General features: G+C 59.6%; 11 protein-coding genes and 2 pseudogenes. 5 read left to right on the forward strand and 8 right to left on the reverse strand.

Annotated elements, in window-relative coordinates; translation table 11 throughout:
- Window positions 1-79: 79 nt before the first annotated feature.
- Both CGUA_RS03590 and CGUA_RS03595 read right to left on the reverse strand, forming a co-directional pair.
- Window positions 80-1,201 (reverse strand): restriction endonuclease subunit S, encoded by a 1,122-nt coding sequence (locus CGUA_RS03590; RefSeq protein WP_290197733.1) that lies wholly within the window; start codon window positions 1,199-1,201, stop codon window positions 80-82.
- A complete protein-coding gene (locus tag CGUA_RS03595) occupies window positions 1,201-2,772 on the reverse strand; it encodes a class I SAM-dependent DNA methyltransferase (RefSeq protein WP_290198305.1) in 1,572 nt (523 codons plus the stop codon). The genes CGUA_RS03590 and CGUA_RS03595 overlap by 1 nt, the downstream gene beginning before the upstream one ends.
- A gap of 774 nt (window positions 2,773-3,546) precedes the next feature.
- On the opposite strand from CGUA_RS03595, the gene CGUA_RS03600 reads away from it, so the two are divergent.
- Together CGUA_RS03600 and CGUA_RS03605 are read left to right on the forward strand one after the other, a co-directional pair.
- Window positions 3,547-4,155 carry a hypothetical protein gene (locus tag CGUA_RS03600; RefSeq protein ID WP_290197734.1) on the forward strand — a complete coding sequence of 203 codons (609 nt, stop codon included), beginning with the start codon at window positions 3,547-3,549 and terminating at the stop codon, window positions 4,153-4,155.
- Window positions 4,156-4,197: 42 nt separating this feature from the next.
- Window positions 4,198-4,362 (forward strand): annotated as a pseudogene (locus CGUA_RS03605) (IS6 family transposase); the annotation flags it as partial.
- A gap of 7 nt (window positions 4,363-4,369) precedes the next feature.
- Here the strand turns inward: CGUA_RS03605 and CGUA_RS03610 are convergent.
- Both CGUA_RS03610 and CGUA_RS03615 read right to left on the reverse strand, forming a co-directional pair.
- Entirely contained in the window at window positions 4,370-5,017 is a 648-nt protein-coding gene (locus CGUA_RS03610) for a hypothetical protein (RefSeq protein ID WP_290198410.1), read from the reverse strand.
- 160 nt (window positions 5,018-5,177) lie between these two features.
- Window positions 5,178-6,260, reverse strand: coding sequence for a recombinase family protein (locus CGUA_RS03615; RefSeq protein ID WP_290197735.1), 1,083 nt, complete (start codon window positions 6,258-6,260; stop codon window positions 5,178-5,180).
- 238 nt (window positions 6,261-6,498) lie between these two features.
- On the opposite strand from CGUA_RS03615, the gene CGUA_RS03620 reads away from it, so the two are divergent.
- The gene (locus CGUA_RS03620; protein WP_290197736.1) at window positions 6,499-7,311 is read left to right on the forward strand and encodes a DUF2971 domain-containing protein; all 813 of its coding nucleotides are present in this window, start codon (window positions 6,499-6,501) and stop codon (window positions 7,309-7,311) included.
- A gap of 742 nt (window positions 7,312-8,053) precedes the next feature.
- Here the strand turns inward: CGUA_RS03620 and CGUA_RS03625 are convergent.
- Window positions 8,054-8,725 (reverse strand): pentapeptide repeat-containing protein, encoded by a 672-nt coding sequence (locus CGUA_RS03625; RefSeq protein ID WP_310169415.1) that lies wholly within the window; start codon window positions 8,723-8,725, stop codon window positions 8,054-8,056.
- Window positions 8,726-9,012: 287 nt separating this feature from the next.
- On the opposite strand from CGUA_RS03625, the gene CGUA_RS03630 reads away from it, so the two are divergent.
- On the forward strand, window positions 9,013-10,302 hold the full coding sequence (locus tag CGUA_RS03630; protein ID WP_290197737.1) for a GIY-YIG nuclease family protein: 1,290 nt from the start codon (window positions 9,013-9,015) through the stop codon (window positions 10,300-10,302).
- Between the two features lie 210 nt (window positions 10,303-10,512).
- Here CGUA_RS03630 and CGUA_RS03635 read toward each other — a convergent pair.
- Window positions 10,513-10,589 (reverse strand): annotated as a pseudogene (locus tag CGUA_RS03635) (IS6 family transposase); the annotation flags it as partial.
- A gap of 211 nt (window positions 10,590-10,800) precedes the next feature.
- Between CGUA_RS03635 and CGUA_RS03640 the strand changes: the two are divergent.
- Complete coding sequence (locus tag CGUA_RS03640) at window positions 10,801-10,983, forward strand: hypothetical protein (protein ID WP_290197738.1); 183 nt, start codon at window positions 10,801-10,803, stop codon at window positions 10,981-10,983.
- Between the two features lie 278 nt (window positions 10,984-11,261).
- Here the strand turns inward: CGUA_RS03640 and CGUA_RS03645 are convergent, their stop codons facing one another.
- Together CGUA_RS03645 and CGUA_RS03650 are read right to left on the reverse strand one after the other, a co-directional pair.
- Window positions 11,262-13,166 (reverse strand): plasmid recombination protein, encoded by a 1,905-nt coding sequence (locus tag CGUA_RS03645; RefSeq protein WP_290197739.1) that lies wholly within the window; start codon window positions 13,164-13,166, stop codon window positions 11,262-11,264.
- A 467-nt stretch (window positions 13,167-13,633) separates the two neighbouring features.
- On the reverse strand, window positions 13,634-13,951 hold the full coding sequence (locus CGUA_RS03650; protein WP_290197740.1) for a hypothetical protein: 318 nt from the start codon (window positions 13,949-13,951) through the stop codon (window positions 13,634-13,636).
- Between the last annotated feature and the right edge of the window lie 99 nt (window positions 13,952-14,050).

The following is a 14,050-nucleotide window of genomic DNA, read 5'->3' on the forward strand; positions in this document are numbered from 1 at the left end:
TCTATGACCTCAATCTAACCAGCGCCAACTGCAGCTCAGGTCATAGGACAGCCATGCTCTGGGCCACGAGGTGGGTCAGTCAGAGAGCACTCTCGAGAACCTTCTCTGCCTCCTTGACGCGCAGCTTGCCTGACATCAGCTGGGGCAAAAGGGCATCACGAGTGGCAGCGAGAGTCTGATTTTCAGCCATCAATCCTACGACGTACCCGCGAATATCCTGGATGCTCTCACTAAAAGCGGTGGCTACTAAATCACCTGGCCACGGGATAGTCACCTGAGACAGGTCTTTCCAGTTAGTGCGAGGCATTCTGGTTCCAGCGCTTAAAGCAGTAACAGCCTGGATGACGTCGTCATGGGTCAGCGACGCCAAAACATACCCGGAAAAGATCTCTTCTTTTGAAGCCAGTACGAGGATGTCAGTTGAGCAAATTCCTGAGGTAGGGGCCGTGACCACCTTGTGGAAGTAAGGACGTAGCTTTCCGAAGAGGATGTCGCCGGTATGAAAGTAACTCTTGTTGCTGGTCACTTCCTCGGAAGAACCGTGATTGTCTAGCCACATTAACCGTCGCGGTATGTGCTCGAGACCCACATAGGGGGTAGGGGTTTCAAGTGAGACTGGGTCTATTGCTTGTCGTCGATGAGACACAAGGTCTCCGATGATCCGCTCTTCGCTGCTTTGGCGATTTATCAGGTCATATTCTGCCCGTACCCATTGATCGGCAGTAGATGCCAGTTTGGTGTTGGCGGCGATCTTGTCGTCAAGAGCCCCAAGAACCTCCACGATTGCTTTCTGTTCATGCAATTCCGGGATCATCAATTGGATTGAATCCATTGCTGCCCGAGTCAATTTAGGCTGTGTGGATCCAGTTAGATACCCAGATACATCAGTAATAGCAAGGATATAGGACAGGAAACGCGTATCAGAAAGGTGGTTTCCTTTTACTACATGCGCATGATTGTTCACCCAGAATTTTCCAGTAGCCATGAACGCAATAGGAGTGGACCGGGATCTAAGATTTTCCCCGTCTTCAGCGATTAGTAGGTAGTCGCCATTAAAAATGAAGTTATCGACATAGTCGACAATTCCAGAAGCTCCGTAATAGGGAAACTCGCCCGCTACGCGTTCCGTTCCCTTTACGGGACGCCTTAAGGAATCGTAATTATCGGTAACTTCTCCCAGTCGGACCCGTCGAAGATACATCAGTTGATTCTCCTCAATTGCCCCTGGACAACCGCGGCCAGTCGTTCCGATTCTTCAAACTGTGCGAAGAGTTCCTTCTTCAGGCGGGTGATCTTCTCCTCGATCGGCTCGCCGTCATCTTCAATTTCAGCTGTACCGACGTAGCGGCCGGGTGTCAGGGCGTAGTCGGCGTCCTTGATTTCGTTGAGGGTGGCGGAGTAGCAGAAACCGGCTTCATCCTCGTAGGTCTTGCCCTGGGCAGAGGGGGTGCCGCGCCATGCGTGGAAGGTGTCGGCGATCTTGGCGATGTCCTCATCGCTCAGGGCGCGTTCGGCGCGGTCGATCATGTGGCCGAGGTTGCGGGCGTCGATGAACAGCACCTGACCCGTGCGGTCGATGGACCCCTGCCTGCCAGCGGTTTTATCTTTGGCGAAAAACCACACGCATACCGGGATGCCGGTGGACCTGAACAACTGGGTGGGAAGTGCCACCATGCAGGAGACGAGATCGGCTTCGATCAGCTCGGCACGGATCTTTCCTTCGCCGCCAGTATTTGAGGACATGGAGCCGTTGGCCATGACCACACCAGCAGACCCGCCGGGAGCGAGCTTGGAGATGATGTGCTGGATCCAGGCGTAGTTGGCGTTGTTCTTCGGGGGCACGCCGTAGCGCCAGCGGGGGTCTTCTTCGTTGCGGGCCCAGTCCTTGATGTTGAACGGGGGGTTGGCCATGATGTAGTCGGCCTGCATGTCCGGGTGCTGGTCGCGGGCGAAGGTATCTCCCCAGCGAGGGGCGAGGTTGGCGTTAAGGCCATGGATAGCCAAGTTCATCTTGGCCATCCGCCAGGTACGTTCGTTGAGTTCCTGACCGTAGACGGAGATCGCGGTGCGGTCTTCATTGTGGGCGTCGAGGAACTTTTCGGTCTGGACGAACATGCCACCCGAGCCGCAGCAGGGGTCGTAGACCCGTCCGCTGATTGGCTCGAGGACTTCCACGAGGACACGGACGACGCCGGCCGGGGTGTAGAACTCGCCGCCACGCTTGCCTTCTGCCCGGGCGAATTTCTCCAGGAAGTACTCGTAGACCTCGCCGAGGAGATCTCGGGCTCGGCCCTGTCCTTGGCCGGTGAACTGGGTGGTGTTGAACAGGTCAATCAGCTCACCAAGGCGGCGCTGATCGATGTTGTCGCGGTTGAAGATACGTGGCAGCGTGCCCGCCAGCGTGGGATTGGCAGCCATGACCTCGTCCATGGCGTCGTCGATGAGCTCACCGATACTCTTCGGGGCTCCACCACCCATGGCGGGCAGACCCTTGGCGTTGGTGGCCAGGTACTCCCAGCGGGCGTTCTCCGGAACCCAGAAGACGCCGTGGCCGGTGTACTCGTCGACGTCGTCAATGAGCATGCCGATCTGTTCCTCGGTCATGCCGCCAGCGGTGAGTTCCTCGTGGATCTGGGTGCGGCGTTCGGTGAAGGCATCGGAGACATACTTGAGGAACACCAGTCCGAGGATGACGTCCTTGTATTGGGAGGCGTCCATGGAGCCGCGGAGTTTGTCGGCGGCCTTCCAGAGTGTGTCCTTCAGTTCCTTCATGGTCGAGGGCGTGGCCTCGACCTTGGTTTTCGTTGTCACAGTGTTTTCCTTTATCAAGATGGTCCTTTTAGCTTAGGGGTGACGGTCGACATGGGCATCGTCGCCTCCATGGCATTATCGAATGCCCGTGCGTAGGGGCAGCGTCGCGAGGTTCCGTGGATTTGGGTAGGTAATGCCCCCGCCGTGGCGGACAACGTCCATTGCTGCGTTGGAGACTGCTTCCGCTTGCCGATGCAGCTCGTTGGCCTGGTCAGCCAGCTCTTGGAGGCGACCAAGGGTGTCAATCTGGAGGTGCAGCGAGTGCCAATTTCCCGAGTTAAAGAAAATTGTCGGTTTAGTGGATAAAGATTCTTCGCCATGGTGGGAACCTTCCGCTTGAGGCCGCAGTCTAAGTAGGTGGGCGCCTCTTCCTCCCCCCGGAGAGACGCCTGGCCGCCCGCACCCCCACGGGCGCACACCCTGGTGGCCGCCACAATGGTGGCCACCAGGGCGATAGTCGGCTCATCAAGGGCTCTTCTCCAGGGCCGGTCTTGCGTGGAACGGCTGGCACCCGGATCTTCGCCGCTGTTGCTCGGGCATCATTCGGTCTGAATCCCAGCAGACGCGGGGGCATTTCCTGACAGACGCCGCCCGGAGAGGGCAGCACCCGTCCTAGCCACCCGCCATATGAAGGGGTGGGAGCGGGGCCTACAAGGCTAAAAGAGCGCCGTAGTCACGTGCGCCGGGTACACGGCGGGGTAATATTTGAGCTCTATCGAGACGGAGTGGGGCAGTATGAAGAAGATCCTTACCGCACTGACCAGCGTGGCTCTAGTGCTGGGACTGTCCGGATGCGGCGCGAATGACACCTCGGCGCCTCCAGCTAGTAGCAGTGAGCGCATTACCACCACTACTACTACGACAACCTTGGAGGAGACCACGACTCCCACCAGTAGCGCGACTTCGACTGCCAGCAGTGAAGGCACCACGCAGCCCGCTGCGGAGGAACCGGTCCTCGAGCAGGCCTACACGGCCCCGGCTCCTGTCGTCGAGGAGACCTATGTTGCGCCACCCATCCCGCCCTTTATGGACCCTGAAGACTACGACCCCTACGGGCCTCCCACGTTCGTTCAGTGCTGGGAGCCGAATGCGGCGGTCATGTCGGATGGCTCGATTGTCACCGACACCGTTAACTGTCCCAATACTGACCCTGCCTGGGGCATTCCCCCAGTCTCGGCCGAGGACTACGGAGAGCCGCCACGCGCAGACGGGTGCGTTGGTCCTGCTGCCGTGTGTGGCTACTACGACGAGTACGGCAACCCGATCTGGTTCGACAAGATGACAGGTGAAACCTCCCCGCGCTACTACGACGAGTACGGCAACCCCACTATGGAGGCCTACTAGGTCATATCGCGTTCTGCTGTTGGTGTGGCGGAACGGGTTGGGAGGGCGATCACCGCCGGTGGGCATCCCCTGGACGTCTATCTTTCATCAAAGCGCACTTCCGCTGCGGCCACATGTTTCCTCGCCGAGACGCTGCGGTCACGAAAGTCAACCGGGGTCCCGCAGGCAGTCAGCGCCGACAGGGCGCCTTCCCCGGCGAGGGCGATCCGTTTCCCTACCAGGGGTAGGTTTTCTGCGCCTGAGCTTCCCAGTCAAGGGGGGCGAGCAAACCGCCGCTGTCAGCGGCGATGGCTGTTCGGAGTCGTTGCTGGTAGTCCCGGTACTGGTCACGCTCCAGCTGTGACCACGGGACTTTTCCGGATGGGCCGGATGGGCGGGAAACGCCGATGAACGCGGCCAAGTGTGAGCGTTCGGTGTAGGCCGCCGCGACGTGGAGGTACCGATGGACACCGACTACGGCGGGGTGGCCGAGAGTATCAAGGCCCTTCAGCGTCATGTTGATCCACATCTGTGCGTGCCCATAGGTCAAGGCGAAACCCGAAGAGCTTCTGAATGCCGAAATCCTGTTCAGGCACCACGTGTCGTGACGGGTGTCGAAATTGGCCTGGGCGATACCGGCATCTTGGATGACAAGGGGATCGGTCTTGAGGTCGGTGACGAAATCATAGAGGGAATTCGCAGTGTCCTTCACAAGCAGGGACTTGTTTCCTTTGGGACCGAAGCCGTGCATCGTTCTGCCGACGAACTTGCCGTAGACTTTATTCGCCACGTCTGTGATCGCCTCTCGGGAGGTGGGGGCAGTGGCGGCTGGGGCACCGAATTCCTGCACCATGAGGCTGGAAAGCCGTGTTCTCTCGTCCATCCTCACTACGATAATATTCCAGCTTTAAGAAGTATGATTCGCCCTTCCTACCAGGGAGTGGGCGGGCTGAGCTCTTCGTGAGGATTAACGCTGGGGGCGTGAGGCACAACCGGGCTGACTTCATCCTCACAATCATGAACATGTGCTGGAAGGCGTCTGCTCAGCTCTGTTCGGAGAGGGCTCGGTAGACGGTGGCGCGGCTGACCCCCAGGTCCCGGGCGATGGCGACCTTGGACTCACCGGCCTCGGCCCGATGGCGGGCCTGCTCCACCTTCTCCGGGGTCAGAGCACGTTTACGCCCCTTGTACTTGCCGGCCTTCTTCGCCAGGGCAATGCCCTCGGCCTGGCGCTCGCGGATGATGGCCCGCTCAAACTCCGCGAACGAGCCGAGGATCCCGAGCATGAGCGTGGCCCGCGGATCGGTGGAGTCCTTGGAGAAGGCCAGGTTCTCCTTGACGAAATGCACGGAAGCCCCCTTGGCGGTGATCTTGTCGATGATCGAGCGCAGGTCCACCAGCGACCGGGCGAGCCGGTCAATGGACGCCACGATCAGCTCATCATGATCGCGCAGGTAATCGAGGCAGCGCTCCAGGCCCGGGCGCTCAGCGCGGGAGCGGGCGGACAGTTTGTCGAGGAACTCCTTGTCCACGGGGCCGATCATCTCGCGTTGACGGGCCAGATTCTGGTCTGCACTCGAGACGCGGATATAGGAGAAGCGCTGGCCCACGGGATGTGCGGCCGAGGGCATGGGGGTGGCCGGGTCCGCGGTTGAAGGCGCGGGAGCAGAAGCTGCTTCTCGTGTCTCGGGGTCCTGCTGCTGGTTGTGCTCGCTGTCGGCAGGGGAAGATTTATGCCAGGTAGGGAGCATCCAGCCGGCGCTGGCGCCGCCGTCGAAGAGGATGGAGGTGGTCGCCACGTCCTGTACCGGTGTCCACTTGTTGTCCCCGATATAGACCTTCGCCTTGGTGACCCTCGCATAGACCCGCTGGATGCGCAGCCGGGCGGCCGGCTCGCCGAAGATGTTGACGTGGGTGGCGTGTGCGGGGTTGGCGGAGTGCTGGTCAAAGCGCTGGCCGTCATCGGCGAGAACCCGGTCGCTGGGTACCTGCTCGCTCTCGCTGGCCCACGATCGCCCGTAGTCGGTGGAGCGGGCGATCCGGGTGTTGCTCTTGCCCCGGCGAACGATCTGGACTTTGTCCTCGGGACGGCCGAGCTCATCGATCAGTGTGCCGACTTTGACCATGACCGCCCCTACTGTCTCAGTGAACTCATTAGCTTCAAGGAGAAGTGTATCAGAAATTGGGATTAGGGCTTAGTAATACAGCGGGAACGCTCCGGGTCGTGATGTCCCATTAGGGTTACCCTGGGTTGCCAAAAGTTCGAATCGGTAAACCCCGCGTCACCCCTGTTCCTAAACTGCATGCAGGCATTCGCCGCGAGAGGCGCCCGAGCAGATCAAGCAAGAAGGAGGGGCAACGAACATGGTCCCAGATACTGTCTGGCATTACACGAGGTACTCCGCATTTCAGAGCATTCTGACGTCACAACGCCTATGGGCGACCTCGGTATTCAAAATGGAGGATAAGACTGAAATTCACTATGGCGCTTCTCTAGTCAAAGAAGCTTTGTCGGAACTAGACGCCACTGGGGAGTTACCCAAATCGAAGTCCCTATGGTTTAGAAACACTAAATTCGTTACGTCACATATCGACAATACTTTCGCACTTTCGACAAGCCCGCGAGTGGATTCCGATCATCAGTGGAAAAACTATGCAGACAGGGGACAAGGGGTTGCGTTCTCTCTGTCTACCCGCTCCCGGCTGCACGACGCCTCGCCCGAGAATGGAGTACGTTTCCATCGTTCAGGCCCAATGGCACCGGGCTGGTACCCCATTGAATACGGCTGGCGTAACCAGGTGAACATGGTTAAGCGCGCCATCCTAGATGGCCCTTCGTTCGCTGCCCAAGGTGGAAAATCGGCTCGAGCCATCAACATCCTACTTCCGTTAAGGACTACCCTGGCCCTGCTTAAGCACCCTTACTACAGCTCGGAGGAGGAAGTCCGCTTCCTCTATTCGATGGACCCCTCGGTGGCGGACGTGCTTAAACGTTCGGATACGGGGGCCCCCTTTGTTCCCCTGGTGTCAGTAAAAAATGAGTTTCCCTGGTCTCCTCAGCCACTGGCAATCTCAGAGGTGCGGCTGGGGGAGGATTTTAGAGGCTCAAAAGATGAGGTGCGCGCTCTCTTGAAGAAAGCCGGACTCGACAACTGCACAATTTCCCGTGCGGGTTGACCCGGGGGGGTACCCGCTGGTCCCAGTGGCCGGACGTGAATGCGGTTACCCGTTCCTGTACGGGTTTTGAAGTTGACCAAACCTGCGGGCATCGGCAAAAAGCTCGGACGCAGGGGGTTCTCGTCGCTACATGGATGTTCCGAATCGAAACGGATCTTGAGTTTGGCGGCATTCGGATTTAGGATTACGCCCGTAGCCCCGCCCCCGTTGAGGGGAACACCAGAACCAGCGACAACTGGCATTGGCACTAACCTCGGGTGCTACGGAGTCAGATTGTTGACCCTCCCCATTAACTTAAAAGGTCTTCAATCCACTTTGCTATACGGATTAGGCTCGCAACCGTCCGTATCAATTCGCAAGCCCGTCCGAAGGTTGTATTCGGGCGGGTTTTCTTACTTTGGTGTCTGCTGGCCGAGGTTGTCAGCTCCACGCACCCCCTCCTGGTTGATGTGGTGTGACTCCGGTTGCAGCCACAGGTGAAACCCTATAAGGAGGAGGTGGAAATTGGATTGTCGCAAAGTGAACCTTACGACCGATGGGAACGTGGCAGGAGGAGGTACCCCCTGTCTTCCCTAGCCCCCATAATGACTCGTCGTTGACCAAGTTTCTTGAACGTGTGAGTGTCATGGCGCCGCTCTGTCCAAAAATGATGACCCTCTGGATACGATTAGTTCTTAGACCGAACTAAAGGAGTAGCCGTGAGCCAAACAACTGTCCCGATCACCCATACTTAATAAGAGCATCAAGGCGTCGGGTTATCTTTAATGTCCTGCTCGTCAAGCAATATTGCTCCCGCGAAGAAGTCTTGAGGCTCAGAGTCGTCAGTGAGGGTAGGGCATGTGGGGAACTGCGTTCCTTTAAATTTGGGCAGCTGGGTGAACTGTGATGGCCCGTCAAAGGACGGGCTCTTCTCGAACTTCGCTCCCTTGCTCTTGGTATTCGTTGTTTGACGACCTTCATGAGTTTGTCGAGCGCGGAATTGATCTTCCGTCTCCCCGAAGACGACATAGTCAGAGAATCTTGCCCCCGTGAAGTCGGCTCTGTCGCCGAAGGTCACTCCCGTGAAGTCGGCTCTGTCGCCGAAGGTCACTCCCTGGAAGTCGGTTCTGCCGCCGAAGGTCGCGCCCCAGAAGTCGGTGTCGCCGGTGAAACTCACCCGTCGGAAGTCGGTGGTACCGGTGAACCTCGCGTCCCAGAAGTAGGTTTTACCTGCGAACTTCGCGCCCCGGAAGTCGGTATCGCCCCCGGTGAACTTCGCGCCCCGGAAATCGATGAAGCTATCGAAAGTCGTGTTCTGGAAGTAGGTGCCCCTGGTGAACTCTACGCCCTGAAAGTTAACGGCGTAAGTGAACTTTGCGTCCTGGAAATCGGCGAAGCTAGTGAACTTCGCTCTCTCAAAGGTGGCCCAGCCGATGGGTTGCGTCCTTTAGCGTGGTGTATCTGTAACTGCCGGTGACGACCCTCATGAATGCATGAGGCGACCACCGCAGTACCTTTCGACTCAACTCTCACGGGGGTGTCCCCCGGGCTCTCTCGCGATTGCCATTACCTCCCGCTCGGGGTAAGGACTCTGCCCGATTGCATGGACGCTTGGGTTAGTCGGGTTGGAAAGGGCGCATTGTCATTGGCATAGACTGAAAACTGAAGCAAACATATCCCGCATTGTTTTAGCTTTTACCAGGTCTGGAAGGGGCTTGTGAAATGCTCGGTAAGAATATCCCGATCATCGAGGTCCGAGGGGTTAGATCGTGGACCGATCCCCCTGTGTGGCTTCATCTTTTTGTTGACAAACGCTCTGTGCCGCTCCACGCCGTCCTCCTTGATCGGCGAGCGAACGCTACAACAACCGTGCTCAGTGAGGAAAACTGGCGGAACCAGTTTGAGACTGTCGAAGTATGGTCTTTTGGGAATAGGGAGACCGCGGCCGATTTTGCTGTTCGGTATGAGGAAGTAGCAACAGGAATTTCTGATATCTGGCACGCGCGCGAAGATCATAAGCGAAGGGAAGAGGACTGGAAAACCATCCTGAAGAGCAAATACGGTGAGCCTGACAGAGACGAGCAGAAAATCCTCAGATATCTACTTCCTGCTGCATACGAGTCCGCGGAAGCAATGGGCGAGGTGGCTGAACTTGCAGCTTCACTTTCCGAACTCGTCCGCCAGTTCGAGGTCTTGACGGGGCATCCAACCGAATGGATCAATAAAAGACTTGGAAGAGACCTACCTCCTTTGAAAACTGGATCTGAGTCCAGTTCATCTGACGGCACTGAAGACTGGGAGATGATTGACCGTGGTCACTTTGGGACGGGCTATGGTCCAAAGTTCTACGATTATCACTTCAGTACCGCCCGGGAAAAAGTAGAAGATCTACATTATTTCATCAGTCAGGCCAAGGAAGCGTTTGGACGGTTGAGCTTGCAAACGTCCTCTGAGATTAAATCTTGGGCGATAAAAGAGAAAGAGTCGCACGAAGGCTCGGATGTGGAGTGGCTTCGGTACGAAGACCATCCCTTACTCGCACTGGAATACGCGAAAGAACTGCTTCACGAAATCGAGGAAAACACGCCGACGTTTTTCGTGCACTTTGAAGCGGCCGTAGAGCGTGAACATCAGATTGACCTCATAACTAAATATCATTTGCCAAAACCGCCCCACAATTTCATAATCCCCAGCCGTTTCGGCTCCTCGCCGTCGTGGGTTTATCGAGCATACGGCCCTAAACACGACCTCTTATACGTCGGATTGACCGATAATCCCAACGATCGATTTCGTACGCACGCGGGAATTAGCAGAGTACCTCCCACCCAACCGAGAACCGAGGCGGAGCGCGCAAGCCGTCGTATGTACTTCCAATCGGTATGGTTTAACGAGTTGGCCACGGTCACGTTCACGCCGTACCGGACACGGAAAGAAGCAACGAAGGCAGAAATCAGGGCGATTAAGGATGAAGGCCCGAAGTATAACCACATGCATGGGACATACAGGCACTGAATTTCTTGGACAACTAGTAGTGCTTTGTTGGGTTTGGGAGCTGCCCGTCTTGCGGCCGCGCCCCAACCCAATTAAGCACTACTGGATGCCTGAAGAGCATCCAGTAGTGCTGTTGCAAATAGCGAATTTCGGCTACACACATGCGGAAAACCGCAGTGCACAGCAGTCGGAAGATTCGCGAAATGGGCTCAAAACGCGAGTTTGCAACAGCACCCCGTAGCGGCAGTACCACCGCACCGCCCACAGAATGACCTCGCGGGAAAATGACGACCCGAGAAGATGCCCATGGCCCTGATTATTTCACGCCGGTCTTCCTACTGCCCCAACTTTGCAACAGCACCAGCCGACGTGGCCACGTCCGCACTATCCCAGCCAAACTGGCCTAGCATGTGCGGTGCGTGGCTCGGTGGGGCCGCCTCTCGGATGGGGTGCTTCACCGCCGATCGGGCGATAGTCTGAAGTGAACATTCATCGTCATGAACGGAGGCCGTCGCCACTATGCACATCAACGACTCGGCGGCCCGGCGAGCGCGACGCCGGGGAGTCGACACCATGGAGATCACCCCGCGACGCCTGGCCACGGCACGGCGACTGGGCAACACTCCAGCCAAGGTCATCCGGGAGAGCTGGGAGACGGTGTTGCAGGCGATCGACGACTCCGCCCAAACGCTGCGCAGGTAGCCGCGCTCAAAGAGTCACAGCCCTGCAACCGGGCCATGAGGGTGACCGGATACAGGGCATTCTGTATGCCTGGCGAGCAGGTTCGTGTAATTCGACCGAAAGCTCACGTTTCACCCACCGTGCAAGACACGACGAAGCCCCGGGAATGCGCGACCTCAGTGTCGGAGATATGGTCACTGACGTATCCCCGCCCTCGTAGCAATCCCCCCGAACGCTGCGCCTGTGGCGGGGATGCGTGTATTCCCACCCCGCCACACCGCCGTGGGGCCTCCTGCTGCTTACCCGCCGAACTGGGGTCCCGTGCCCTTCCCCTTGCTCAGGCCGTGGCTGGGACCGCGCCCAGTGGCAGGGCTGGTTGTCATGAGCCGGCGCACCTGCTCGGGATCGGTGACCGGGGCATCGGCTGTCTGCCGGGTTTTCGCCTCAATCCGCTGCTGGGTGGGGCGTACCGGCGTACCGATCGTCAGGGTGGCCTCTGCCTGACGGCGCAGCTTGCTCATCACCTGCGTGCGGGCCTGGTCGATGCGGTCCTGACTCCCACCCGACAGGGCCCTGATCAGTTCCACGGTGATGCGCTTCTCGCCGCCATCACGGGTGAGCAGATCGGCCACGGACTCGTTGAACTTGCCCTGGCCCTGCCGGAATCCCTGTGTGAAACCGTCGGTGTGGGCAGTTGCCTTGTCCCTCTCGGCCTCCTGGCGCATGATTGCCGCCTCCTCGGCCGCGGCGGTGAGCTTCTGCTCGGCCTCCGCCAGGGCGTCCTGGGCCCGGGCTCGGTAGGCGGCGGCGTCAGCCACCGCCTGGTCGGCCTGTGCGCGTTTCTCCGCGGCCGCGGCCTCAGCGTCGTGGCGAACCCGCTGGGCGGCCTCAGCGGCCTGCTGCGCCACCCGCTGGGCGTCGGTGGCCGCCTGGGCCTTGATCTTGGCCGCGGCCTCTTGGACGGCCTCCTGGGCGGCCTGCAGGCCTTCAGACTTGCCGGCGGCATGTCCTTCCTCACGGGCTTTACGCTTCAGCTCCGGCAGTGAGGCTTCTTTGGCCTCCACGGCCCTCTCCCGGGTCTCCACGGTCTCTTCACGAGCGGTTACAGCGTTTTGGCGGTCGTCGAGCTCTTCCTTCACCTCATCCAACTTGTCGGAGAAGGCGAGAACGTTGGTCATGTCGACGTCCACCTCCTCCCTGGCGACCCGGAGTTTCTCAATGTCAGCCTTGAACAGGGCGACATCGCTGTCGAAGTTCCGCTGTGCCATACCCAACACCGTGGCATCAGCCGTGTACTTCTCACGGTCGGCCGCCAGTGCCTGCTGGTCGGCTTCCAACGCCCGTCGGGCGTTGTCCTCGGCGGCGTAGCGGTCCTTGTCCAGGCTCTCGTGGGCACGCTCCGAGACCTCAAGCTCCACCTCGTAGCCCAGCGAGCGCATGTACTCGCGCAGCCCCTGCTGGTACATCCGCATCTTCTGGGGGCCACCCATCTGCTGGCCGGCCTGGGGATGGTCCTCGGGGTAGCGCACGTCCCGGTGCGACCCCCAGGCCTGCGACGCCTCGACCCGCAGCACCCCCGGCTTCTCGGGATGCTCGGCGAAGGTGTCGGCCATGATCTGCACGTGCGGGGTGGATTCGTCGTGCTGCACGTTGAACCCGTGGACGGCCTCACGCCCGCCGGGCAGCACGTTGTCGGCGAGCCACTCCGTGGCGGCGATCAGATAGCGGGTCGCCTCGGCCCGGTCACGGGCCACCCACCGCGACCGGCGCAGCTCGTTGCCGTCCTTGTCGAGTTTGATCTGACCGTCCTCGTCGTGGACGGGGTAGTAGCCCGGCACCTCCGTGCAGAGGGTCCGCGGCAGGTGCACCACCAGTGTCGTGGTTTCGAACGATGTGGCGCCGATCTTGCGACCCACCTGTGCCGCCCGGTCATCGCCGTAGGCGACGACCTCGTCGACGGACTCCGGAGTCCTCCAGCCGCCGGTGTCCGGATCGAACATGAAGCTCTCGTTGAGGTGGGTCTCGTCCAAGACGATGTTCGGGTTCTTCGTTGCGTGGTGTTTCGCCCACTTCTCTTCAAGCTCGCGCATCATCTCCTCCAGCAACCGCTGTCGGTCGCCGGTGGTGCCGGACGTGCCTTTGGCGTGTCCGGTCCCGTGGCGGAGGTGGCGCGCGTTGAATGCTGCCCGGCCTTTGTCTGTCATGTCTCGTTCCTTCCGCCGGCTGTCCGGGGCGGTGGCGTCGTGATCGTCAGACACGGCTCCGGTTCGTGCCTCACCTTCGCACGGTCTGAGCGATCAGCTCTTCCCCCGCCCCGGAGACAATCACGGTCCCGGGTCCCCTCGGATGTGTGTGGAGCCTCTGCTTCGCCCCTCCTCACACATCCTACCCCGGAATCGTGATTGTCTTTAGCGCCCTAAAGACAAATCCTCGTTCCTCGGTTTGTCGGGCGCCCTGCCGGGGGCTGGCCCGGACCGGCACAAGCCCTCGCTCGCTCGGTTTGTGCCGGTCCGGGCAGATGGTGACCCCGTCGTTGCTGCGGCTCTCGCACCGCCGGGGTCACCCTCATCGCCACCGTCCCGGTGGCATGTCCGCGGCCATGACAACGGCCCCCTGCAGATGATCTGCAGAGGGCCGTCACCGCGTGGCCGCGGGGGCCGCGCTGACTGGTTTACTGGGTCAGTTCCGACCCGGTTTCCGGTCCAGAACTAACCCAGTTCCGACCTGGATTCTCGGCCTCAGACACCATCGTCGCGAGCTTCCTCGCGGCCTTAATGTCAGCCTTGAGGCGGGTCACATCGTGGCGGATCTGGGCCAGTTCCAAGGCCTCGACCTCGTCGGCGGGCAGGGTGCCTGCGTGGGCGGTGATCAACTCGGTCAACTCGTCGTGTTCAGCGCCGAGCTTCTTCTGTTCCAGCTCGGCCAGACGACGGGCGTGGGCCTGCTTCTCGGCGTCGATCTGGGCCTGAATTTCGGTGGGGGTGGTCATGGTGGTTGGTGTCCTTCCGGGGTTGTTGCGGGTTGTATTCCTGGGCAGGTGGCGTGCAGTCCACCGGTGGGGAGCGGGGCCACGAAAGCGGAGGGACAG

It is taken from the genome of Corynebacterium guangdongense (genome assembly GCF_030408915.1).
Lineage (GTDB): Bacteria > Actinomycetota > Actinomycetes > Mycobacteriales > Mycobacteriaceae > Corynebacterium > Corynebacterium guangdongense.

Coding starts and splice junctions, on each gene's coding strand:
- CGUA_RS03590 (WP_290197733.1), bottom strand. CDS start 1,201: ATGTATCTTCGACGGGTCCGACTGGGAGAAGTTACCGATAATTACGAT.
- CGUA_RS03595 (WP_290198305.1), bottom strand. CDS start 2,772: ATGAAGGAACTGAAGGACACACTCTGGAAGGCCGCCGACAAACTCCGC.
- CGUA_RS03600 (WP_290197734.1), top strand. CDS start 3,547: ATGAAGAAGATCCTTACCGCACTGACCAGCGTGGCTCTAGTGCTGGGA.
- CGUA_RS03610 (WP_290198410.1), bottom strand. CDS start 5,017: ATGGACGAGAGAACACGGCTTTCCAGCCTCATGGTGCAGGAATTCGGT.
- CGUA_RS03615 (WP_290197735.1), bottom strand. CDS start 6,260: ATGGTCAAAGTCGGCACACTGATCGATGAGCTCGGCCGTCCCGAGGAC.
- CGUA_RS03620 (WP_290197736.1), top strand. CDS start 6,499: ATGGTCCCAGATACTGTCTGGCATTACACGAGGTACTCCGCATTTCAG.
- CGUA_RS03630 (WP_290197737.1), top strand. CDS start 9,013: ATGCTCGGTAAGAATATCCCGATCATCGAGGTCCGAGGGGTTAGATCG.
- CGUA_RS03640 (WP_290197738.1), top strand. CDS start 10,801: ATGCACATCAACGACTCGGCGGCCCGGCGAGCGCGACGCCGGGGAGTC.
- CGUA_RS03645 (WP_290197739.1), bottom strand. CDS start 13,166: ATGACAGACAAAGGCCGGGCAGCATTCAACGCGCGCCACCTCCGCCAC.
- CGUA_RS03650 (WP_290197740.1), bottom strand. CDS start 13,951: ATGACCACCCCCACCGAAATTCAGGCCCAGATCGACGCCGAGAAGCAG.